The sequence below is a fragment of the Lysobacter cavernae genome (assembly GCF_042648505.1).
GTDB lineage: Bacteria > Pseudomonadota > Gammaproteobacteria > Xanthomonadales > Xanthomonadaceae > Lysobacter_L > Lysobacter_L cavernae.
In genome coordinates this window covers 1,010,320-1,033,004 of record NZ_JBHRXK010000001.1, presented here as the reverse complement: position 1 = coordinate 1,033,004, position 22,685 = coordinate 1,010,320, and the positions used below count along the sequence as shown (strand labels likewise).

Annotated in this window: 21 protein-coding genes; 15 read left to right on the top strand and 6 right to left on the bottom strand. The window is 67.5% G+C overall.

Annotated features, from left to right (window positions below; genetic code table 11):
- Positions 1-315: 315 nt before the first annotated feature.
- From ACFOLC_RS04440 to ACFOLC_RS04425, 4 genes are all read left to right on the top strand, one after another.
- Complete coding sequence (locus ACFOLC_RS04440) at positions 316-1,398, top strand: outer membrane beta-barrel protein (RefSeq protein ID WP_386757893.1); 1,083 nt, start codon at positions 316-318, stop codon at positions 1,396-1,398.
- A gap of 172 nt (positions 1,399-1,570) precedes the next feature.
- On the top strand, positions 1,571-2,077 hold the full coding sequence (locus ACFOLC_RS04435) for a hypothetical protein (protein ID WP_386757891.1): 507 nt from the start codon (positions 1,571-1,573) through the stop codon (positions 2,075-2,077).
- 65 nt (positions 2,078-2,142) lie between these two features.
- Positions 2,143-2,868, top strand: a complete 726-nt coding sequence (locus tag ACFOLC_RS04430) for a pseudouridine synthase (RefSeq protein WP_386757889.1) — start codon at positions 2,143-2,145, stop codon at positions 2,866-2,868.
- 217 nt (positions 2,869-3,085) lie between these two features.
- Complete coding sequence (locus ACFOLC_RS04425; protein ID WP_386757887.1) at positions 3,086-3,577, top strand: hypothetical protein; 492 nt, start codon at positions 3,086-3,088, stop codon at positions 3,575-3,577.
- 86 nt (positions 3,578-3,663) lie between these two features.
- Here the strand turns inward: ACFOLC_RS04425 and kbl are convergent, their stop codons facing one another.
- Together kbl and tdh are read right to left on the bottom strand one after the other, a co-directional pair.
- Positions 3,664-4,857: a glycine C-acetyltransferase gene (kbl, locus tag ACFOLC_RS04420; RefSeq protein WP_386757885.1), complete on the bottom strand. Its 1,194-nt coding sequence runs from the start codon at positions 4,855-4,857 to the stop codon at positions 3,664-3,666.
- A 108-nt stretch (positions 4,858-4,965) separates the two neighbouring features.
- Positions 4,966-6,000 (bottom strand): L-threonine 3-dehydrogenase, encoded by a 1,035-nt coding sequence (gene tdh, locus ACFOLC_RS04415; RefSeq protein WP_386757883.1) that lies wholly within the window; start codon positions 5,998-6,000, stop codon positions 4,966-4,968.
- A 144-nt stretch (positions 6,001-6,144) separates the two neighbouring features.
- Between tdh and ACFOLC_RS04410 the strand changes: the two genes are divergently transcribed.
- Both ACFOLC_RS04410 and ACFOLC_RS04405 read left to right on the top strand, forming a co-directional pair.
- Complete coding sequence (locus ACFOLC_RS04410; protein WP_386757881.1) at positions 6,145-8,325, top strand: S46 family peptidase; 2,181 nt, start codon at positions 6,145-6,147, stop codon at positions 8,323-8,325.
- Positions 8,326-8,438: 113 nt separating this feature from the next.
- A complete protein-coding gene (locus ACFOLC_RS04405; protein ID WP_386757879.1) occupies positions 8,439-10,595 on the top strand; it encodes a S46 family peptidase in 2,157 nt (718 codons plus the stop codon).
- Positions 10,596-10,677: 82 nt separating this feature from the next.
- Here ACFOLC_RS04405 and ACFOLC_RS04400 read toward each other — a convergent pair whose 3' ends face one another.
- Both ACFOLC_RS04400 and ACFOLC_RS04395 read right to left on the bottom strand, forming a co-directional pair.
- Entirely contained in the window at positions 10,678-10,905 is a 228-nt protein-coding gene (locus tag ACFOLC_RS04400; protein WP_386757877.1) for a hypothetical protein, read from the bottom strand.
- A 287-nt stretch (positions 10,906-11,192) separates the two neighbouring features.
- Positions 11,193-11,588 (bottom strand): DUF3224 domain-containing protein, encoded by a 396-nt coding sequence (locus tag ACFOLC_RS04395; RefSeq protein WP_386757875.1) that lies wholly within the window; start codon positions 11,586-11,588, stop codon positions 11,193-11,195.
- Positions 11,589-11,720: 132 nt separating this feature from the next.
- Here ACFOLC_RS04395 and ACFOLC_RS04390 point away from each other — a divergent pair, with 132 nt between their 5' ends.
- From ACFOLC_RS04390 to ACFOLC_RS04360, 7 genes are all read left to right on the top strand, one after another.
- Positions 11,721-12,362, top strand: coding sequence for a histidine phosphatase family protein (locus ACFOLC_RS04390; RefSeq protein ID WP_386757873.1), 642 nt, complete (start codon positions 11,721-11,723; stop codon positions 12,360-12,362).
- Positions 12,363-12,400: 38 nt separating this feature from the next.
- Entirely contained in the window at positions 12,401-13,705 is a 1,305-nt protein-coding gene (folC, locus tag ACFOLC_RS04385) for a bifunctional tetrahydrofolate synthase/dihydrofolate synthase (protein WP_386757871.1), read from the top strand.
- Between the two features lie 142 nt (positions 13,706-13,847).
- Entirely contained in the window at positions 13,848-14,867 is a 1,020-nt protein-coding gene (locus tag ACFOLC_RS04380; protein WP_386757869.1) for an SPOR domain-containing protein, read from the top strand.
- A 17-nt stretch (positions 14,868-14,884) separates the two neighbouring features.
- Positions 14,885-15,448, top strand: coding sequence for a CvpA family protein (locus ACFOLC_RS04375; RefSeq protein ID WP_386757867.1), 564 nt, complete (start codon positions 14,885-14,887; stop codon positions 15,446-15,448).
- Positions 15,449-15,565: 117 nt separating this feature from the next.
- The gene (purF, locus tag ACFOLC_RS04370) at positions 15,566-17,032 is read left to right on the top strand and encodes an amidophosphoribosyltransferase (protein ID WP_386757865.1); all 1,467 of its coding nucleotides are present in this window, start codon (positions 15,566-15,568) and stop codon (positions 17,030-17,032) included.
- A gap of 2 nt (positions 17,033-17,034) precedes the next feature.
- Complete coding sequence (locus ACFOLC_RS04365) at positions 17,035-17,391, top strand: ribonuclease E inhibitor RraB (RefSeq protein WP_386757863.1); 357 nt, start codon at positions 17,035-17,037, stop codon at positions 17,389-17,391.
- Positions 17,388-18,203: a ferritin-like domain-containing protein gene (locus ACFOLC_RS04360; protein WP_386757984.1), complete on the top strand. Its 816-nt coding sequence runs from the start codon at positions 17,388-17,390 to the stop codon at positions 18,201-18,203. The genes ACFOLC_RS04365 and ACFOLC_RS04360 overlap by 4 nt, the downstream gene beginning before the upstream one ends.
- 107 nt (positions 18,204-18,310) lie before the next feature.
- Here ACFOLC_RS04360 and lpxH read toward each other — a convergent pair whose 3' ends face one another.
- Positions 18,311-19,045, bottom strand: a complete 735-nt coding sequence (lpxH, locus tag ACFOLC_RS04355; RefSeq protein ID WP_386757861.1) for a UDP-2,3-diacylglucosamine diphosphatase — start codon at positions 19,043-19,045, stop codon at positions 18,311-18,313.
- A gap of 239 nt (positions 19,046-19,284) precedes the next feature.
- Here lpxH and gltX point away from each other — a divergent pair, with 239 nt between their 5' ends.
- Both gltX and ACFOLC_RS04345 read left to right on the top strand, forming a co-directional pair.
- Positions 19,285-20,706 carry a glutamate--tRNA ligase gene (gltX, locus tag ACFOLC_RS04350; RefSeq protein WP_386757859.1) on the top strand — a complete coding sequence of 474 codons (1,422 nt, stop codon included), beginning with the start codon at positions 19,285-19,287 and terminating at the stop codon, positions 20,704-20,706.
- A 39-nt stretch (positions 20,707-20,745) separates the two neighbouring features.
- The gene (locus tag ACFOLC_RS04345) at positions 20,746-21,237 is read left to right on the top strand and encodes a transcriptional repressor (RefSeq protein ID WP_386757857.1); all 492 of its coding nucleotides are present in this window, start codon (positions 20,746-20,748) and stop codon (positions 21,235-21,237) included.
- 91 nt (positions 21,238-21,328) lie between these two features.
- Here the strand turns inward: ACFOLC_RS04345 and ACFOLC_RS04340 are convergent, their stop codons facing one another.
- On the bottom strand, positions 21,329-22,567 hold the full coding sequence (locus tag ACFOLC_RS04340) for an MFS transporter (protein ID WP_386757855.1): 1,239 nt from the start codon (positions 22,565-22,567) through the stop codon (positions 21,329-21,331).
- Positions 22,568-22,685 lie beyond the last annotated feature (118 nt).

Sequence of the window (22,685 nt, the reverse complement as noted above, 5' to 3'; positions counted from 1 at the left end):
GGGTTACGGCGAGAGCCGTCCGCTGGAGCCGACCGAGCAGACCTTCCCGGCCTGCAAGAGCGAGAAGAACCGCCGCACCGAGCTGAACGTGCAGAACTAAGCACCCTCAGTAACTGCGGTACGTGAAGCCCGGCCCAGTGCCGGGCTTCGCATTTATCCGGCATTGTTACCAAATTACGTTAAGTGGTATTAACAAACGTCTTGACAGTGTATGATCGCCGCCGCCAATGCTGAATGCGGCTCCTCCCCATTCACGGGCCGCTGGCGACGCTGTTGAGCGTACAAACCGTTTCCCCCTGATCCATGGAGTGACAGATGAAGATCCGTTTGTTGAGCACCGCACTGTTGGCGGGCCTGAGCTTTGCGCAGGTTGCCAATGCACAGGACTTTGACGACCGTTGGTATTTGACCGGCTCGGCCGGCTTCAACATCCAGGACAACGACCGCGGCACGCGCAACGCGCCGTTCGTCGGCCTGGGCGTCGGCAAGTTCCTGGCCCCGAACTGGTCGCTCGACGGCGAGCTGAACTACCAGAACCCGAACAACGACGCCAACCCGAACCTCAACTGGAGCCAGTACGGCGTGTCGCTGGACCTGCGTCGCCACTTCCTGGCCGAAGGCCGCAACTGGAATCCGTACCTGCTGATGGGCCTGGGCTACCAGCGCTCGGAAGAAGAGTTCGACGCGTTCCCGAGCAACAACTCGCCGGCGCAGCGTGAAGACGGCAACCTGGCCGCCAAGGTCGGCGTTGGCGTGCAGAGCGCCCTCGGCGAGCGCGTGGCGGTCCGTACCGAGCTGGCCTACCGCGCCGACTTCGACGACACCAGCGTCAACGCCCCGAGCAAAGACTGGTTCGGCGACATCCTGGCTTCGGTCGGCATCGTGATTCCGCTGGGTGCGGCTGCGGCCGTGGCAGCCGTGCCGGCGCCGGTCGCATCGGCGTGCGCGGACCTGGACGACGACGGCGACGGCGTCAACAACTGCGACGACAAGTGCCCGGGCTCGCAGGCCGGCCAGACGATCGGTCCGGACGGTTGCCCGGTGCCGGTGTCGATCGACCTGAAGGGCGTGAACTTCGACTTCGACAAGGCCACGCTGCGTCCTGACGCGGTGTCGATCCTGTCGGAGGCCACCGAGATCCTGAAGCGCTATCCGGAGCTGAAGGTCGAGGTTGCCGGTCACACCGACCTGTGCGGCAAGGACGCGTACAACCAGAAGCTGTCGGAGCGTCGCGCCAGCACGGTGTTCGACTACCTGACCAGCAACGGCGTGGACGCCTCGCGTCTGGTGGGCCCGATCGGTTACGGCGAGAGCCGTCCGCTGGAGCCGACCGAGCAGACGATGCCGGGCTGCAAGAGCGAGAAGAACCGCCGCACCGAGCTGAACGTGCAGAACTAAGCACCTCAGTAACTGCGGTACGCGAAGCCCGGCCCAGTGCCGGGCTTCGTCGTTTGTGACGCAGCCATACCTCTGCGCGTTCCGGTGTTGTCCGATGCGGGGGGCACGCCTACACTGGCGCGCATGTCGGGCGCCGGATGCAGGCGTCGATACGGATCGATGGAGAGAGGTCATGCGCGTACTAGTCGGATTTTCGCTGTTGTTGATCGCCGGTATGGCGCAGGCCCAGGTGGCCAATTGCGCCGCGGTGTCCGCGCCCAAGGCCCTGCCGATCCGGCCGACCGTGATCGCGCCGATCGCGTCGGAGCTGGTCGTGCCGCGACCACAGCTTGGCGCGCCGACCGGAGTGCTGTCGCAGGCATTCGACGAGGCCTTGTCGGTGGATCAGGTGCTGTTCCGCATGCGCCTGGAGGGCTGCCAGGTGGCCAAGGCGATGCCTGCCGCGACTCCGGGTGCCATGCCGAGCGCGAGCGACCCGGCGGCGTACAAGCCCAAGACGCAGTTCGACAACACGCCATGGCGCTTCGACATGAACCAGAACGGCAAGCGCATGACCGCCGAGGAGTTCGACGCCTGGATGAAAGCCAAGGGCGTGCGCGTGGCCAAGGGCAAGGGCGCGGTCGCCGCTCCCGCCGCTGCTCCCGCGGAGCCGGCGAAGGACGAAAAAAAGAAGAAGTGAGTCTACGGGGCGCGATCAGCGCCCCGTCTGCATCTGGGGAACGACCGAGCTAACGACCGATGACGGTGCCGACACCACGTCACGGTCTCGCGCGGGTGCTGTCCAAGCAGGGCCTGTGCTCGCGCAGCGAGGCTGCCCGATGGATCGCTGCGGGTCGGGTCGAAGTCGATGGTCGCGTGGTACGCGATCCCGAGTATCCGATCGTGCAGGGGCGTCAGCGGATCGCCGTCGACGGACGCGAGCTCGACGCGGCGCCGCGCATCTACCTGATGCTCAACAAGCCGCGCGGCCTGGTCACTACGGCCCAGGACGAGCGCGGCCGCGACACGGTCTACCGTTGTCTCGACGGGGCCGGGCTGCCGTGGCTGGCGCCGGTCGGGCGTCTCGACAAGGCCAGCGAGGGGCTGTTGCTGTTCTGCAATGACCCGCCCTGGGCGGCGCACATCACCGATCCCGGGCACGGCGCCGTCAAGACTTATCACGTGCAGATCGATGTAATCCCCGATGAAGCGCTGTTGGCGGCCTTGACCGCGGGTGTGGACGTCGACGGCGAACACCTGCGCGCCCAGTCCGTCTGCCTGCTGCGTGCCGGCGACAAGCATGCCTGGCTGGAGATCGCCCTCGACGAAGGCCGTAACCGGCAGATCCGTCGTCTGCTGGCCGCGTTCGATATCGGGGTGCTGCGCCTGGTGCGTGTGGCAATCGGCCCGTTGCGGCTGGGCGATCTGCCCAAGGGGCAGTGGAGGCGCCTGAGTGCACACGAGATCGCCGCGCTGGGTGGCGACCGCTAGAACCGGCAAGCTGCGGCGGTCTTGCCTGCGCGGATGCATCTGCGATGTGCGTCACGCAACCGGTGCGACATGCTGCGCATGGCGGATCCGTGCGTTGTCACGCGATAGCCGGATCTGCGCGGCCACTGTGCGGGAGTGTGTGTGTGGTCACCGTTTTCGCGGACAGGACGGCCTCGCGCACGCCTACACTCCCTCGACTTCGTTGGGGAGGACGGTCATGCGCAAGATGTCGCTGGTGGTGTTGCTGCTGCTGTGTGCTGGAGGAGTCAGTGCGCAGGAAGGCAGCTGTGTCGCGCGGGTCGATCCACGACAGCAGGCACCGGACGCGACCATGCTCGGGTCGATCGGACAACCGCAATCGAGGCATGGCATGGGTACCGGTGCAGGCAACCGCGTGCTGATGCAGGCGCTGGCACAGTCGCAGTGGACAGACGACACGCTGGCGTCGGCCCGCCTGGGTGATTGCCAACCGGTCGCCTTTGGCAAGCGCCGTCCGGCTACCACGAGCCAGGGCGATGGCGAGGGCTACAAGCCGAAGACCAAGCACGACAACACGCCGTATCGCTTCAACATGCACCAGAACGGCCGTCGCATGTCGGCAGACGAGTTCGATGCCTGGATGAAGTCCCGCGGCATCCGTGTCGCCAAGGGCACGCCGGCGAAGAAGGCCGATACACGCGTTGCCAAGGACCGCAAGCGCGGCCAATGAAGCGCTGCGCCGGTGTGGGAACAGACGAATGAAAGAGGCCGGTCACTGACCGGCCTCTTTCGTTGCTGCTGCGGTGCAGGGATGGATCAGGCCTTGAGCACGCCCAGCTCGCGGCCGATCTTGATGAACGCCGCGATCGCGCGGTCGAGATGCTCGCGCGTGTGCGCGGCCGACATCTGCGTGCGGATGCGGGCCTGACCCTGCGGCACCACCGGGAAGAAGAAGCCGATCGCGTAGATGCCTTCCTCCAGCAGCCGGGCGGCGAACTGCTGCGCCAGTGGTGCGTCGTACAGCATCACCGGGCTGATCGGATGCACGCCTGGCTTGATGTCGAAACCAGCGGCAGTCATCTGTTCGCGGAAGTAGCGGGTGTTTTCGACCAGTTGCTTGCGCAGATCGCCGGCGGACGACAGCATCTCGAACGCCTTGATGCCCGCGGCGACCACATGCGGCGGCAGCGAGTTGGAGAACAGGTACGGGCGTGAGCGCTGGCGCAGTAGTTCGATGACCTCCTTCTTGGCGGTGGTGAAGCCGCCCAGCGCGCCGCCCATGGCCTTGCCGAGCGTGCCGGTGAAGATGTCGATCCTGTCCATCACCCCCTTGACCTCGGCCGAACCGCGGCCGGTCGCACCGAGGAAGCCGGTGGCGTGGCATTCGTCGATGTGGACGAGGGCGTTGTACTTCTTCGCCAACGCGGTGATCTCGTCGAGCGGGGCGATGAAGCCGTCCATCGAGAATACGCCGTCGCTGGTGATCAGCTTGGTCTTGCAGCCGGCGGCATCGGCGGCCTGCAGCTGTTTTTCCAGGTCGGCCATGTCGCAGTTGGCGTAGCGGAATCGCTTTGCTTTGCACAGGCGCACGCCGTCGATGATCGAGGCGTGGTTGAGCGCGTCGGAGATGATCGCGTCGTCCTCGCCCAGCAGCGGCTCGAACAGGCCGCCGTTGGCATCGAAGCAGGCGGCGTAGAGGATCGTATCTTCGGTACCGAAGAACTCGGCGATGGTCTGTTCGAGCTGCTTGTGCAGGTCCTGGGTGCCGCAGATGAAGCGCACCGAGGCCATGCCGAAGCCATGCGTGTCGAGCGCCTCCTTGGCGGCGGCAATCACCTCGGGGTGGTCGGCCAGGCCGAGGTAGTTGTTGGCGCAGAAGTTCAGCACCGTGCGGCCGTCTTCGAGCGTGATTTCGGCCGACTGCGGGCTGGTGATGACACGCTCGGACTTGAACAGGCCTTGGGCGCGGATCGATTCGAGTTCGGTGGCGTAGCGTTGGGTCAATGACATGCGATGTCTCTTTGCTCGTCATTCCCGCGAAGGCGGGAATCCAGTGTCTTGTTGGGGGCAGCAACAGCGAAGGTCGCTGGATCCCCGCCTTCGCGGGGATGACGGCTGCTAGTTCCAGCTCAGAACAACCTTGCCGGCCTTGCCCGCTTCCATCAGGTCGAAGCCCTGCTGGAACTCATCGATCGGCAACTGGTGGGTCAGCACCTTGCCGAGCGGGAAACCGCCCAGCACCAGTTGCGTCATCTTGTACCAGGTCTCGTACATCTTGCGGCCGTAGATGCCGTGCAGGGTGAGGCCCTTGAAGATGATCTTGTCCCAGTCGGCACCAGCGCCCTTGGGCATGATCCCGAGCATCGCGATCTTGCCGCCGTGGTACATGCAGTCGAGCATGTCGTTGAAGGCGCGCGGGTTGCCACTCATCTCCAGGCCGACGTCGAAGCCCTCCATGTGCAGGTCGGCCATCACGTCCTTGAGCGAGGTGTTGGCGACATTGACCACGCGCGTCGCGCCCATGTCGGCGGCCAGTTTCAAGCGGTAATCGTTGACGTCGGTGACGACCACGTTGCGCGCGCCGATGTGTTTGCAGATGCCTGCGGCGATGATGCCGATCGGGCCGGCGCCGGTGATCAGCACGTCCTCGCCGACCACGTCGAACTCCAGCGAGCAGTGCGCGGCGTTGCCGTAGGGGTCGAAGAATGCGGCCAGTTCGCTCGGGATCTGGTCCGGGATCGGCCACAGGTTGCTGGCCGGCATCACGATGTATTCGGCGAACGCGCCATTGCGGTTGACGCCGATGCCGACCGTGTTCGGGCACAGGTGCTGGCGGCCGCCGCGGCAGTTGCGGCAGTGGCCGCAGACGATGTGGCCTTCGGCCGAGACGCGCTGGCCGATCCTGTAGCCGGTGACGCCGGCACCGAGTTCGACCACGCGGCCGACGAACTCATGGCCGATGACCAGGCCCGGCTTGATCGTGCGCTGGCTCCACTCGTCCCACAGGTAGATGTGCAGGTCGGTGCCGCAGATCGCGGTCTTCTCGAGCTTGATCAGCACTTCGTTCGGGCCGGGCGAGGGGACGGGCACTTCTTCCATCCAGATGCCCTTGCCGGCTTCGCGCTTGACCAGCGCTTTCATCGTTTGCGTCATTGGAAAGTTCCGCCGCGGTCGCGGTTTCGATTGAAATAACGGGATCGCAATTATACGCCGCGGCGCAGGTACGCCCGGGCCGCGGTTTGCCCGCGGTGGGCGGCTTGGCCTATCGTCGCGGGCTCCTCGTGCACCGGAACCGCCATGCGCCGCCGTCTGTTAGCCCTGTCCCTGAGTCTCGCCTTTGCCGCCGCCCACGCCGATGAAGGCATGTGGATGCCGTCGCAGCTGCCCGACATCGCCAGGCAGCTCAAGGCCGCCGGCTTCAAGGGCCAGCCGCGCGATCTGGCCGAACTGGCCAAGCCGCCGATGAACGCAGTGGTCAAGGTCGGTGGTGCCAGCGGCGCGTTCGTGTCGGGCGACGGCCTGGTGCTGACCAATCACCACGTCGCGTTCGGCGTAATCCAGTACAACTCCGGCAAGTCTGCGGACGGCAGCGATCGCGACCTGATCCGTGACGGCTACATCGCCGCCGACCGCGCCGCCGAATTGCCAGCCAATCCCGACTACCGCGTGTTGGTGACGACTGGCTTCGACCGCATCACCGATCGCATCCTCGCCGACGCGAAGGGCAAGCAGGGGCGTGGCTACTTCGATGCGGTGGATGCCGCGACCAAGGCCGCCGTCGCCGAATGCGAGCGTGAGCCGGGCTATCGCTGCAGCGTCGCCAACATGTACTACGGCACCGACTTCTACCTGGTGCGCCAACTCGAGCTGCGCGACGTGCGCCTGGTGTACGCGCCGCCGAACGACATCGGTAACTACGGCGGCGAGGTCGACAACTTCGTCTGGCCACGCCACGCTGGTGACTTCACCCTGCTGCGTGCCTACATTGGCAAGGACGGCAAGCCCGCCGACTACGCGCCCGACAACGTGCCGTACGTGCCGCCGGCACACCTGCAGGTGTCCACGCGCAACGTCAAGGAAGGCGACTTCGCGATGCTGGCCGGCTATCCGGGCGTGACCTTCCGCCATCGCATGGCCTCGGAGTTTGCCAACCAGGTGCAGTGGCAGCTGCCGGCGCGCGTGGCGCTGTACCAGCGCATGATCGACACGATCGAGTCCACCACGGGCAAGAACGAGGCTGCGCGCGTCAGCTATGCCTCGCAGGTGCGCAGCCTGAAGAACAGCCTCAAGCGCGCGCAGGGTGAGCTCGACGGCCTGCGCCGCAGCGATGCGGTGACAGTACGCAAGGCCGACGAGGCGGCGATGGTGGCCTGGCTCGACCAGCAGCCCGATGCCGCCACGGCCAGGACCGACATCGCTGCCGCGCAGGCAGTACTCGACCAGGGCATGACGACGCGCGAGCGCGACCAACTGCTTGGTGTGATCGCGTCGCAGACGCAACTGCTGCGCTCGGCGATCACGCTGCAGCGGCTGGCGTACGAACGCGGCAAGCCCGATGCGCAGCGCGAGTCCGGTTACCAGCAGCGCGACGCGGTGTTGATCACCGGTCAGCTCAAGCAGGTGCAACGCCGCTACGCGCCGGCCGTGGAGAAGGCACTGCTGACCGAACTGCTGACGCAGTACCAGGCGCTGCCGGCGAGGCAGCACGTGGCCGAGTTCGATGCGGTGTTCGGCACCACGCCGGCGCAGCTGAAGACCCGACTCGACGCGTTGTATGCCGGCACCCGGCTTGGCGACGAGAGCGTGCGGCTGGCCACGATGCAGGCCGATGCGGCGACACTGGCCGCGTCCGGCGACACACTGCTGAAAGCCGCGGCGACCTTGCAGCCGGCCATCCTGCGCCTGGACGAGGAGAACAAGACCAGCGCCGGCGAGCTGCTGCGCCTGCGCCCGGCCTACATGCGCGCGTTGATCGGCTTTCGCCAGTCGCAGGGGCGCGCGGTGTATCCGGATGCCAATTCGACATTGCGCGTCAGCTACGGCCGCATCAGCGCAATGGACCCGCGCGATGGCGTGCATTACCGGCCGCTGACCACGGTGCAGGGCATTGTCGAGAAGCACACCGGTGCCGAGCCGTTCAACGCGCCGCAGCCGTTGCGCGATGCGATCACCAAGGGCGATTTCGGCAGCACTGCCGAGCCGAGTCTGGGCAACGCGTCGGCGGGTGCGCAGACGGTCGACTTCCTCACCAACCTCGACACCACCGGTGGCAACTCCGGCTCGCCGGTGCTGGATGCGCAGGGCAGGCTGATCGGCCTGAACTTCGACAGCAACTGGGAGGCGGTCAGCGCCAGCTGGATGTTCGACCCGCGCTACAAGCGTGCGATCCACGTCGACATGCGCTATATGCGCTGGCTGCTGGCCAAGGTGTACCCGGCGCCGCACCTGCTCAAGGAAATGAACCTGCCGGCCGAATGAGCCCTGCGGCCCGATCCGGCAAATGCTGAACAGCCCGGCCTGGCCTTGGGTCGTGGCCGGGCCAAACCGGGCGGGCTAGACTCGCCCACTGACTTTCTGCAAGGAGTGTGTGCATGCGTCATTCGGTGTTGGCCGTGGCGATCGCGTTCGCCGCGATCGGGAGCGCCCAGGCGGGCGAGGGCATGTGGGTGCCACAGCAGTTGCCGGAGATTTCCGGACCGCTGAAGAAGGCCGGCCTCAAGCTCAATGCCAAGCAATTGGCCAACCTCACCGGTGACCCGATGGGTGCGGTGGTCTCGCTCGGCGGCTGCACCGCCAGCTTCGTATCGCCGCAGGGCCTGGTGGTTACCAACCACCATTGCGCCTATGGCGCGATCCAGCTCAATTCCACGCCCGAAAAGAACCTGATGAAGGACGGCTTCAACGCCGCCACGGTGGCCGAGGAAGTCTCGGCCGGCCCGAATGCACGCATCTACGCACTCGACACCATCCAGGACGTGACCAAGCAGGTGCAGGCCGCCATCGCCGCAGCACCGGACGCACTGGGCCGCACGACGGCGCTGGAGACCATCGAGAAGCAACTGGTCGCCTCGTGCGAAAGCGTCGAGGGCTTCCGCTGCCGCCTCTACAGTTTCGCCGGCGGCAACACCTACCGCCTGTTCCGCAACCTCGAGATCAAGGACGTGCGTCTGGTCTACGCACCGCCGGGCAGCGTCGGCAACTACGGCGGCGAGATCGACAACTGGATGTGGCCGCGTCACACCGGCGACTTCTCGTTCTATCGCGCCTACGTCGGCAAGGACGGCAAGCCGGCCGCGTACTCGGCCGACAACGTGCCCTACCAGCCCAAGCACTGGCTGAAGATGGCCGACAAGCCGTTGGGCGCGGGCGACTTCGTCATGGTCGCCGGTTACCCGGGGCGGACGGCGCGCTATGCATTGGCGGAGGAATTCGACGAGACCGCCGGCTGGACCTACCCGACCGTTGGCGGCCACTACAAGAAGCTGGTGGCGCTGGTCCAGAGCGAGGGCCAGAAGAATCCCGACATCGCCGTCAAGTACGCCAGCACCGTGCGTGGCTGGCAGAACACGATGAAGAACTACGACGGTCAGCTGGAAGGCTTCAAGCGCATCGATGCCGCCGGCAAGAAGCAGGCCGAGGAAACCGCCGTGCTCGACTGGCTGAGCAAGCAGGGCGACAAGGGCCAGCCGGCGTTGGCCGCGCACCAGCAACTGGTCGCATTGGACGAGGCGGCGCGCGTGAATCGCCAGCGCGACCTGGTGTTTGGCCAGCTGCGCGGCACCGGCGCACTGGGCGCGGCGACGCAGCTGTACCGGTTGTCGATCGAGCGCGCGAAGCCCGATGCGCAGCGTGAGCAGGGTTACCAGCAGCGTGACCTGCCGACCTTCGAGGGCGGCATGCGCCAGATGGAGCGTCGTTACGTGCCGTCGATGGACCGCGAGCTGCAGGCCTACTGGCTGCGCGAATACGTCAAGCTTCCGCCGGCGCAGCGCATTGCCGCGGTCGACCAGTGGCTGGGCGGCTCGGACGAGAAGGCGATCAAGCGCGCACTCGACAAGCTCGGCAAGACCAAGCTGGGCAGCACCGACGCGCGCCTCAAGCTGATGACCGCCGACCGCGCCGAGTTCGAGAAGAGCAAGGACCCGGCCGTCCAGTTTGCGGTGGCGGTGATGCCGGCCGTGCTGAAACTGGAGGAGGAAGGCAAGGCCCGCGCCGGCGATGCATTGGTCGCGCGCCCGGTCTACCTGCAGGCGATCGCCGACTACAAGAAGAGCAAGGGCCAGTCGGTCTATCCCGACGCCAACTCGTCGCTGCGCATCACCTTCGGCAGCGTGATGGGCTACACCAAGACCGACGGCAGCAAGCAGGTGCCGTTTACCAGGCTGGAGGAAGTGGCGGCCAAGGCGACCGGGCAGGACCCGTTCAATGCGCCGCAGACGCTGCTCGACGCCATCGCCGCGAAGAACTACGGCGGCCTGGCCGACAAGAAGCTCGGCACGGTGCCGGTGAACTTCCTCTCCGACCTGGACATCACCGGCGGCAATTCCGGTTCACCGGTGCTGGACGGGCAGGGCAAGCTGGTCGGCCTGGCCTTCGACGGCAACTGGGAGTCGGTGAGCAGCAACTGGGTGTTCGACCCGACCATGACGCGCATGATCGCGGTCGATCAGCGCTACATGCGCTGGATCATGCAGGAAGTCTATCCGGCGCCGCAGCTGCTGAAGGAGCTGAACGTCGCGCCGAACTGACCCTGGCGACAGGTAAAAAAGGCGGATAAAAAAACGGCGGAGAGATCCGCCGTTTTTTTGTTGCTGCGATGGTGCCGGTCCATCACCTCGGATTGCAGACCGCGTAACCGTTGCTGTAGAAATTCGTGGCCTTTCCGGTCTGGTGGAATTCGCCCAGGCAGTCAATCGAGGCGCGGCCCACCACCTCCCCGCTCTGGTCGAAGTAGACATAAAACTCGCCGGCCACAGCAGGTCCCGGTGGCCGGGCGAACGCGGCGGTGGCGACGAGGGCGGCCAGCAGGCCCAGGCTCAGTGCAGTCTTGTTGCGCATATCACTCTCCATGTTGTGCGTCTTGGCCGGCACCTCGCCGACCGGCCGACTTTAGGGAGTTTCCGGTCGAGCGTCGTTAGCGCGGAATGAAAATTACGAGCGGTGTGGTGCGCCATCTCCTATCTGTGAGGCGCATCACTGGCCAAGAGGGATCGGCACCAACAAAAAAGCGGCACTGCCCGATGCCAATCGCTGCGCGGCGGGACAGCTCGGCGGTGCCGGCACACGTTGAATAAGCGTCGTCATCCCCGCCTTCACGGGAATGACGAGCAAAAGCGACATCCGCATCAATCGAAAGCGTAGTCGAGCGTGTAGTAGTGCTTGCCGTCGACAATATCGATGGCCATCTTCCCGCGCAGGCCCTCCAGCTCGTCGGTGCCCGAGTCCGGCACCACGGTCAGCGTCAACGACGGCGTGCCGCGGTCGAGGATGCCGTTGTGCTGGGTCAGGAAGCTGCCGGTGCGGCCGTCGAGCGTGCCGTTGATGCGCTCGACCGCGACGTAACCCGCCGAGCCTTCGACCTGCGTGCCGACCGCCAGCATGTGCACCACCGAGGTGGCGTCGAGCGCGCCATGGAACACCTTGGTGAAGCGGAAATGCCCGGCGACAACGCCACCGCCCAGGTCCAGGCCGCCTTCCGGAAAACGCTTGACGTCAAACTCGCCCTTCACCTGCTGCGTCATGGCATGGACTCCTGTCGAGGCAGGCATCGTCGCGCAGCCAGGCAGCGGTTGCCAGTGCAACGGTTGTGCAGGCGCCGGGGTTTGCCTAGTCTGCGGGGCTTCGCGTCAATCCCTCACAGGTACAGACCCCGCATGCGCATTCTCCTAGCCCGCCACGGCGAGACGCCGTGGAACGCCGAAGGCCGCTATCAGGGGCAGGAAGACATCCCGTTGTCGCCGGTCGGCCTGGCCCAGGCGCGTGCGCTGGGCGAACGCCTGCGCGAGTTGCCGATCACCCGCGCCGTGGCCTCGCCGCTGGGCCGTGCCCGCCAGACCGCCGAACTGGCCCTGGGCGAGCGCGACCTGCCGTTGACCCTGGACCCCGGCCTGATGGAAATCGCCCACGGCACCTGGGAAGGCCTGCTCGCCAGCGAGATCCGCGAGCGCGACGGCGAACGCTTGCGCGCCTGGCGCGACGCCCCGCACGAGGTGCTGATGCCGCAGGGTGAGTCGCTGCAGCACGTGTTCGACCGCGCCTGGCCGGCGTTCGCGCGCGCCACCGAGGGCCTCGGCGACGGCGACACGCTGCTGGTGGTCGCCCACGACGCGGTCAACCGCGTGCTGCTGTGCCACGTGCTCGGCATCCCGTTGGCGAGGCTGTGGACCTTCCGCCAGGCACCGACCACGCTGAACCTGCTGGAAGGCGCTGACGTCGACCATCTGGAAGTGGTGCGCCTGAACGACTGCAGCCACCACACCGCGTTCTTCGGTGAGGCGGTGCACCGCGCGCTGTAACCTGCTGGCTGGTCCGCGGGCTGTTGGATAATGCGTACATGACCCGCACGCTCGCCGACTGGCTCGACTACATCGAACGCATCCACCCCAAGTCCATCGACATGGGGCTGGAGCGCATCCGCGCCGTCGCGCAACGGCTCGGCTTGAAGCGGCCGGCGAAGAAGGTCATCACCGTCGCCGGCACCAACGGCAAGGGCTCGACCGTCGCCTTCATCGAGGCGATCGCGCGCGCCGCCGGCTGGAAGGTCGGTGCTTACACTTCCCCGCACCTGCTGACCTACAACGAGCGTGTGCGCATCGACGGTGTCGATGTCGCCGACGCGGATTTCATTGCGGCGTTCGAGGCGATCGAGGCCGCGCGGCTCCTTCGACAGGCTCAGGATGATCGGATCATCCCATTGACCTACTTCGAGTACGGCACGCTGGCAGCGCTGTGGCTGTTCGAGCGTGCCAGACTCGACCTGGTGGTCCTCGAGGTCGGCCTTGGCGGGCGACTGGACGCCACCAACCTGGTCGATGCCGACGTCGCGGTGATCACCACGGTCGACCTCGACCACCAGGATTACCTGGGCGAGGACCGCGAAGCCATCGGCGCCGAGAAGGTCGGCATCGCCCGCATGGGCAAGCCGCTGGTGCTCGGCGATGACGATCCGCCGTCGAGCGTGCTGCGCCACGCCTACGAGATCGGGGCATCGACCTGGCGTATCAGCAACGATTTCTTCTTCGAGCCGGCGCCGGTGGGTCGCCTCGCCGCGCCGACGTGGCACTGGCGTGAGGTCGGCTATTCACTGGTATTGCCACTGCCGCAGCTGGCCGCACCGGTGCAGTTGCGCAATGCCGCCGTCGCCATCGCGGCGTTGCGCGCCCTGCGCAAGCCGCTGCCGAAGCCGGTCATCGCCGAGGGTATTGCCCGTGCGCATGTCGCCGGGCGCCTGCAGCGTTTCGAGCGGGACGGCGTCGAGATCGTGGTCGATGTCGGCCACAACCCGCAGGCCGCGCGCGAACTCGCGGCCTGGCTCAAGGCGGCTCCGGCGAGTGGCCGCACCCAGGCCGTGTTCGCCGCATTGGGCGACAAGGACGTGGCCGGCGTGGTCGCGGCGCTGGCGCCGCTGATCGCCGCGTGGCACCTGGCCGGTTTGGCGGAAGCGGGGCCGCGTGGGACTGCGGTCGAGGCTTTGGCGCAGCGGCTGGCCGATACCGCGGCCGCCGCCGGCACGCGCCATGCCGATGTCGCCACGGCCCTGGCGGCGGCGCGTGTGGAGGCCCAGGCGGGCGACCGCATCCTCGTGTTCGGTTCGTTCCACACCGCCGCTGCGGCTTTGGCCGGGCTCGCCGCTGACTGAACACTGCCGGAACGATCCCGGGGGCGAGGCTATTGCCTGAATATCCCGACGTGCTGCGGCGCATTGAGGTTTTTCGCGGCGGGAGGCTGGTCGCGGCGCGGTATAATTTGCCCGGCAATCCGCCAGTGGCGTGCGAGATCCGATGGAATCTGCCCTGAAACAGCGACTGATCGGCGCCGCCGTTCTGGTCGCGCTCGCAGTGATTTTCCTGCCGATGTTGATCAAGGGCCCGGCGCCCGAAAGCGGCGCCTCCGACATACCGTTGAAGCTGCAGGACGCGCCGCAGGGCCAGTTCGAAACCCGTGAGTTGCCCCTCGTCACGCCGGGCGACGCGCCCAAGGGCGGCGCCGTCGGCCTGGAGCCGGCCGAGGGTGCCAGCCTGCCGACGGTCGATACCGCGGCGACGGCGGCGTCCACCTCCTCTTCGATGATGCCGGCCGCGACTGCGGGCGGCGATTACGCGGTCAGCTTCGGCAGCTACGCCAGCGCCGCCGATGCGCAGCGCGTGGTTCAGGCACTGCGCACTTCGCAGCTGCCGGGCTACCAGGAAACCACCAGCGCCGCCACGGGCCGCACCCTGTACCGCGTGCGGATCGGCCCGTATGCGTCGCAGGCCGACGCCGAGGCCGCGCGTCTGCGTGCGGCGCAGGTGCGCAACGACGTGGGCGCCAAGGTCGTCGTGCTCGATGCCGATGACTCGCCGGCGCCGGCTTCCACCGCCGCGTCGGTGTCGACGCCGGTGGCCTCTGCCGCGCCGCCGGTGTCCGCGCCGGTGCCGTTGGCCGAATCGAAGCCGACCCCGCCGGCCGCGCTGCCGCCGGAGCCGGCCAAGCCGGCCGCGAGCAAGCCGGCCCCGGCGCAACCGGTGGCGAAGGCGCCAACCGCCGCCAAGCCCGTGGCCGAGCCGACCAGACCGGCGGCTGCCGGTGTCGGTTTCGCCGTGCAACTGGGTGCATTCGCCAATGCCGACGATGCCGGCAAGCTGCGCGATCGGGCGCGCGCGGCAGGCTTCAGCGCCTTTGTCGAACAGGTCCGTACCGACAAGGGCACCTTGAGTCGCGTGCGCGTCGGCCCGGTCGCCAGCCGTGGCGACGCCGACCAGCTCAAGGCGCAAGTGGCGGCCAGGATCGGCGTCAGCGGCATCGTCCGGCCGCACCCGTAAGGTCGCCGGCGCAGGCCATGGGCGCGCTCGACTGGGTGTTGCTGGCGGTGGTCGCGGTGTCGGCGCTGTTCGGGCTGATGCGCGGTTTCATCGGCGTGCTCGCCTCGCTTGCCGCCTGGGTGCTGGCGGCGTGGGCCGCGTTCCGCTACGGCGCCAACGTGGCGTTGCTGCTGGCCAGCGACGGCGTACCCGGCACCGGCGAGCTGTTCGCCGGGTACGCGCTGAGCTTCATCGGCGTGCTGCTGGTGGTCGGCCTGGTCGGCTGGGTGGTGCGCAAGATGGTGCAGTCGGTCGGCCTGTCCGGGCTGGACCGTCTGCTGGGCCTGGTGCTGGGGCTGGCGCGCGGTGCATTCGTCGCCTGCGCGCTGCTGCTCGTGCTGGGCTTGACCGCGATGCCGCGGGAGCCGCAGTGGCAACGCTCCACCGTGGTACCGGTGTTCGTGCCGGGTGCGCAATGGCTGCGCGGCTGGCTGCCGGACTGGGTGGCGGAGCAGGTGGACCTCGGCGGTGGTATCGGGCCCGTCCCGCCCCCATCTCCGGAGAATGCCGCGGCCTTGCCGGCGCCGGTGAGCGACGCCTGAGCAGGCAAGGTTTTCAGACAAGGTTTTTCAGACAAGTTCTTTCAACAACCGGCAACGCGGCAACCCGCAGTTTTCTCGAATCAGCAAGACCCTTTACACGACAGCAGGACACCAGCCATGTGCGGCATTCTCGGTATCGTCGGCCATAACGACGTCGCGGCCCAGCTCTACGACGGCCTCACGGTGCTGCAGCACCGCGGCCAGGACGCGGCCGGCATCGCCACCGCCGACGGCAACAAGCTGCGCGTGCACAAGGGCAACGGCCTGGTCAGCGACGTTTTCGACGTGACCTCGATGAGCCTGCTCGACGGCCGCGTCGGCATCGCCCATTGCCGTTACCCGACGGCCGGCAGTGAAGGCTCCGACGAGGCCCAACCGTTCTACGTCAACTCGCCCTACGGCATCGCGCTGGCGCACAACGGCAACCTGATCAACACCGACGCGCTGCGCCGCGAGGTGTTCGAGCAGGACCGCCGCAACGTCAACACCGATTCCGACTCGGAAGTGCTGCTCAACGTGTTCGCGCACGAGCTCGACATGCAGCGCGTGCTGACGCCGGAAGCCGCGTTCAAGGCGATCGAGGGCGTGCACCGCCGCTGCGTCGGTGGTTACGCGGTGGTCGCCACCGTGCTCGGCCTGGGCCTGGTGGCGTTCCGTGACCCCAACGGCATCCGCCCGCTGGTGCTGGGCAAGCGCCACAGCGGCGGCCAGGACGAATACGCGGTCGCGTCCGAATCGGTCGCGCTCGACCTGCTCGGATTCGAGCGCCTGCGCGACGTGCAGCCGGGCGAGGGCATCGTCGTCACTCCGCGCGGCGAGCTGTTCGTGCAGCCCTGCGCTGCGCCGCGCCAGCACGCGCCGTGCATCTTCGAGTACGTGTACTTTGCCCGCCCCGACTCGATGATGGACGAGGTCTCGGTGCACAAGGCGCGCATGCGCATGGGCCAGAAGCTCGGCGAGAAGATCCTGCGGCTGATGCCCGAGCACGACATCGACACGGTGATCCCGATCCCCGACACCTCGCGCGACGCCGCGCTGGAGATCTCCAACGTGCTCGGCGTGAAGTACCGCGAGGGCTTCATCAAGAACCGTTACGTCGGTCGCACCTTCATCATGCCGGGGCAGGGCGAGCGGACGAAGTCGGTGCGGCGCAAGCTCAACCCGATCCCGTTGGAATTCCGCAATCGCGTGGTGCTGCTGGTCGACGACTCGATCGTGCGCGGCACCACCTCCAAGCAGATCGTGCAGATGGCGCGCGACGCCGGTGCACGCAAGGTCTACCTGGCGTCGGCCGCGCCGCCGGTGCGTTTCCCGAACATCTACGGCATCGACATGCCGTCGGCCGAGGAACTGGTCGCGCACGGCCGTACCGACGAAGAGGTGCAGACGCTGCTCGGCTGCGACTGGCTGATCTACCAGGATCTCAGTGACCTGGAAGAAGCCGTGTCCGGGCCCAAGCACCGCATCGACCATTTCGACTCGTCGTGTTTCAACGGCGAATACGTCACCGGCATCGAGCCGGGCTACTTCGAGCGGATCAAGCAGTTGCGCTCGGACGAGGCCAAGAAGACGCGGAGGGCCTGAGCATGCGCGAGTTACGGGCAATGATGATTCCCGACGACGAGAACGGGCAGGTGCTCAAGCAGATGCTTGAGGACGGTGACGACCTCGAGCGTGCACGCGGCATCGAGTTCTACCAGGTCTTTTCTGCCGAAGCCGATGCACAGGCCTTTGCCGAGGCCGCGGCGGTGCTGCCGGATTTGACGGTGGATGCGCCCGAAGTCGACGACGAAGGCATCTGGCAGGTCTGCGCGATCCGCGTCATGGCGCCCGGACACGCAGCGATCACCGCGCTCGAACGGCAGCTGGGTGAACTGGCCGAAGTCCATCGCGGCTACGCGGATGGCTGGGGCTGTTCGCCCGCGGGCGATACCGCGCACTGACCGGCGTGGCCGCCACGCTGTTCGATGCCGCGCGTGCCTGCCTCGACGCGGCCACGCCCGCCGCGAAGATCGAAGCGACCTTCGCGGCGGTGGAGGATTTCCAGCGCGGCGAGCTGGCCACGCCCGCCGATGCGCCGCCGCCGGAAGCGATCCGCATGCCCGGCCGCCCATCGCGGCCGGCGCTGGTGCATCCACGCGAGTTGCCCAAGCGCGGCTTCGGTACGGTGGAAGGGCGCGCGGCGTTCATCCATGCGATCGCCCATATCGAGTTCAACGCGATCGACCTGGCCTGGGACGCGGCGTACCGCTTCCGCGGCTTGCCACGCGAGTTCTATGCCGACTGGGTGAGCGTGGCCGGAGACGAGGCGCGGCATTTCGTGATGCTGCGCGAACGCCTGCGCGAGCTGGGCCACGACTACGGCGACTTCGACGCGCACAACGGCCTGTGGGAAATGGCCGAGAAGACCGCGCACGACGGCCTGGCGCGGATGGCGCTGGTGCCGCGCGTGCTGGAGGCGCGCGGCCTCGACGTGACGCCGGGCATGATCGTCAAACTGCGCTCGCTCGGTGACGACGCTACTGCCGATATTCTGGAAGTGATCCTGCGCGAGGAAGTCGTGCACGTCGCCGCCGGTAGCCACTGGTTCCGCTGGTACTGCGCACGTGCCGGGGTCGAGCCGGCGCCGCGCTTCCGCGAGTTGCTCGCGCAGTACGCGCGTGCCGTGCTGTACGGCCCGTTCAATCATGAGGCGCGCAGTGCCGCCGGGTTCGATGCCGACGAACTGGCCGCGCTGGAGAAGCTGGCCGGTTGATCCAAACGGTGTCGCGCGGGTAAGGCCGTAGGGCCGCGCCCGGGATCATCGTTGTCGCAGCGCCCCGGGTGCGCCTCGCTTACCCGGGCTACGCCCAACGCCGGTGATCAGCCGATCGCCTGCAGATCAAAGCCGTTCGCATCCGCCCGCAGCACCGAGCCCTGGTCGTACCAGTCGCCCAACACGATGCGGCGGCAGGGGCGCCCTTCGATGTCGAGCTCGTGCACGGCCGGACGGTGGGTATGGCCGTGGATCAGGGTGTCGATGTCATAGCGCACGAAAGTGCTTACGACGGTCGCCGGCGCGACGTCGGTGATCGTTTCCATCGTGCCCTGGTGCTTCAGCCCGCTCTGGTGCGCGCGGCTGGCGGCGCGCGCCTGCTGGGCGAAGGCGATGCGCGCGGCCAGCGGCTGCGCCAGGAACTGAGCCTGCCACTGCGGATGCCGCGTCTGCGCGCGGAACTGCTGGTAGGCGACGTCATCGGTGCACAGCAGGTCGCCGTGCATCAGCAGCGTCGGCTGGCCGTACAGCATCACCACCGACGGGTCGGGCAGGATCGTCATGCCGGCGCGGCGCGCGTAGTCGTGGCCGAGCAGGAAGTCGCGGTTGCCGCGGATGAAGTAGACCGGCGTGCCGGTTTCGCCCAGTGCGCGCAGTTCGGCGGCGACGAAGGCACCGGTGTCGGACGGATCGTCGTCGCCGACCCAGGCCTCGAACAGGTCGCCGAGGATGTAGAGCGCATCGCTGCCGCGTGCTTCGCCGCGGAGGAAACGGCCGAACAGCTCGGTGATCTGCGGGCGCTCGGCGTCGAGGTGAAGGTCGGAGATGAACAACGTCGTCATCGGGTCATTGTAGGTGCAGAAGATCCATCCGTTCATCCTGAGCGTAGTTCGCCGTAGACGAGAGAAGTCGAGGGGCTGCCTCGTAGCCCGCTCATCCTTCGACTTCGCTTCGCTACGCTCAAAACGAACGGGGAGGGGAAGTGGGGAGAGGGGCGCGCCAGGGATCGGTGGAGCCAATGGGGCGGGCCCGGGCCGGCTCCGGTAAAATTCCCGCTTCCTGTTGTCAGCCGAGCCCCCGCATGACCTGCCGCACCCGCTTCGCCCCCAGTCCCACCGGCTACCTGCACATCGGCGGCGCGCGCACCGCGCTGTACTGCTGGCTGGAGGCGCGCCGTCGCGGCGGGCAGTTCATCCTGCGCATCGAGGACACCGACCGCGAACGCAGCACGCAGGCGGCGATCGACGCGATCCTGGAGGCGATGGAGTGGCTGGGCCTGGGCTACGACGAAGGCCCGATCTACCAGACCCAGCGCCTGGCGCGTTACCGCGAGGTCGCCGAGCAGATGGTCGCCGCCGGCACCGCGTACTACGCCTACGAGACCAAGGACGAGTTGGAAGCGATGCGCGAGGCGGCGATGGCCGCGAACGAGAAGCCGCGTTACAACGGCGCCTATCGCGAGCAGAACGCCGGCTACCGCGACGACCCGAACCGGGTGATCCGTTTCAAGAATCCGCAGGACGGCGTGGTCGCGTGGGAGGACAAGGTCAAGGGCCGCATCGAGATCGCCAACAGCGAGCTCGATGACCTGGTGATCTTCCGGTCCGATGGCTACCCGACCTACAACTTCGCCGTGGTCGTCGATGATCTCGACATGGGCATCACAGACGTGGTGCGCGGCGACGACCACGTCAACAACACCCCACGCCAGATCAACATCTACCTGGCACTGATTCAAAGCGGCATGTCTGCGTCGGTGCCGCATTTCGCCCACCTGCCGATGATCCTCGACCCGGAGGGCGCCAAGCTGTCCAAGCGCACCGGTGCCGCCGACGTGATGCAGTACCGCGACGAGGGCTATCTGCCGCACGCGCTGCTCAACTACCTGGTGCGGCTGGGCTGGTCGCACGGCGACCAGGAAATCTTCTCGATCGAGGAGATGACGCAGCTGTTCGACCTCAAGGACGTGAACTCGAAGGCCTCGCGCCTGGACCCGGCCAAGCTTGGCTGGCTCAACCAGCAGTACCTCAAGAGCGACGACCCGGTCGAAGTCGGCAAGCACCTGGAATGGCACCTGCGCCACAACGGCTACGACCTGGCCCACGGCCCGGCGCCGGCCGACATCGTCATCGCACTGCGCGACCGCGTGCAGACGCTGAAGGACATGGCCGAGCGCGCCGCGGTGTGGTTTGGTCCGCTGACGCAGTACGACGAGACCGCCGTCGCCAAGCACCTGACCGCGACCGCACGCGCGCCGCTGACCGACGCGCGTGAGCGCCTGGCGGCGCTGGCGACGTGGACCGCCGACGGCGTCAGCGCGGCTCTGCACGACACCGCGCAGGCGCTCGGCATCGGCATGGGCAAGGTTGCCCAGCCGCTGCGCGTGGCGATCACCGGCACCCAGGTCAGCCCGGACATCTCCCATACCGTGTACCTGGCCGGGCAGGGCGAGGCGATCAAGCGCATCGACGCTGCCCTTGCAAAACTGCCGATCGGTGCCTAGATCGGGGGATGTAGCGGTTACAAGCCGCCCTGAACCGCCATGAGCCAAGACCACGCCTGCACCGACCCGAAGCACCACGTCCACGACGGCGACGCCTTCGTGCACGAGGTGGAGCGCGCGTGCGAGCAGCGCGGCCTGCGGCTGACGCCGATCCGCGCGCACGCGCTGCGCCTGATCGCCGACGCCGGTCGCCCGGTCAAGGCCTACGAGCTGCTCGACCAGATGAAGGCCACGCACGACGCCGCGGCGCCGCCGACGGTGTACCGCGCGCTGGACTTCCTGCTTGAGCACGGCTTCATCCACAAGCTCGCTTCGATCAACGCCTTCGTCGGCTGCCACCATCCGGGTGGCGAGCAACACGCGGTGCCGTTCCTGATCTGCGACCGCTGCCAGTCGGCGACCGAGCTGGAAGACGAGCGCATCGTCGATCTGCTCGATGCGCGCGCGCGCGAACTGGGCTTCACCCCGCAGGCGCAGTCGCTGGAAGTGCACGGCCTGTGCGCGAATTGCGCGAAGGCCGACGCGGCCTGAGTATTGCCGGCGCGCTCCTGGGTGCGCTTTGCTTACCCGGGCTACAAGCGCCGATGAGTAGCCCGGGTAAGGCCGAAGGCCGCACCCGGGGTCAAGCGGTAGCCGGCTGCAGCGTCGGCCGGCTTTCGCGGATCGGCAGGTTGGCGGCCGCGGCCAGCAACGCCAGCGCCATGTCGGCGTACCACATCCAGGTGTAGTCGCCGAAGCGCTCCATGACCAGGCCGCCGACCCAGGCGCCGAAGAAGCCGCCGATCTGGTGCGAGAACAGGGTCAGGCCGAACAGCGTGCCCAGGTAGCGCGCGCCGAACAGCTTGCCGACCAGGCCGGCGGTCGGCGGCACCGTCGCCAGCCAGGTCAGGCCGAGCCCAGCCGAGAACACGAAGAAAGTCAGCGGCGTCGGTGGCGAGACCAGGTAGATCGCGATCATCGCCGCGCGGCTGGCGTACATCGCCGCGAGCAGGGTCTTCATGCGGTAGCGCTGGCCGAGCCAGCCGGCAGCGAGACTGCCGCCGACATTGAACAGGCCGATCAGCGCCAGCGATACCGCCGAGACATTGTCGGACAGCCCGCACAGGGCGATCTCGCTCGGCAGGTGGGTGACCAGGAAGGCGATGTGCACGCCGCAGGTGAAGAAACCCAGGTGCAGGCACCAGTAGCTGCGATCGCGCAGGGCCACGCGCAGTTGTGCGCGCAGGCCCGCACCCGGCGCGGCCGGGGGCGCGTGCGGTGCTGCCGCCGCGGCATCCGCGCCGCGGCGACGCAAGGGCCAGGCCAGCGGCAGCGTCAGCAACGCCGAAGCGGCCAGCGTCCACATCGCCGCGGCCCAGCCGGCGGCGCTGATCACCGCCTGCACCAGCGGCGCAAACACGAACTGGCCGAACGAGCCGCCGGCATTGATCACGCCGGCTGCCATCGAGCGGTTCTGCGCCGGCATGCGCTGCGCGGTGGCGCCGATCAGGATCGAGAAGCTGCCGGCGCCGGCGCCGGCCGCGGTGAGTACGCCGAGGGTGAGCAGCAGGCCCCATTGCGAATCCAGCAGCGGCGCCAGCACCATGCCGGCGATCAGCAGCACGCCGCCGCCGACCAGCACGCGGCCCGGACCGCGCTGGTCGGCAAGCGCGCCGAACACCGGCTGCACGGCGCCCCACACGAACTGGCCGACCGCGAGCGCGAAGCTGATCTGGGCGATGCCGAGCCCGGTGCTCTGGCCAATCGGTTTGACGAACAGGCCCATCGACTGGCGGATGCCCATGGTGACCATCAGCATCGCCGTTGCGGCCAGCACCAGCGGCCAGTAGCGAGAGGCGGGATGGGGCAGGGTCGGGTTCATGTGGGTCCTGCCTCGGCCGAGTGGGGTGCCCACTATCTACACGCTTTGCCGGGATCGAGGGAGTCGCAGGACGCAGGGGCTATGTTCCAGCAGGAGAACGACAGGTAACCGCTGACGC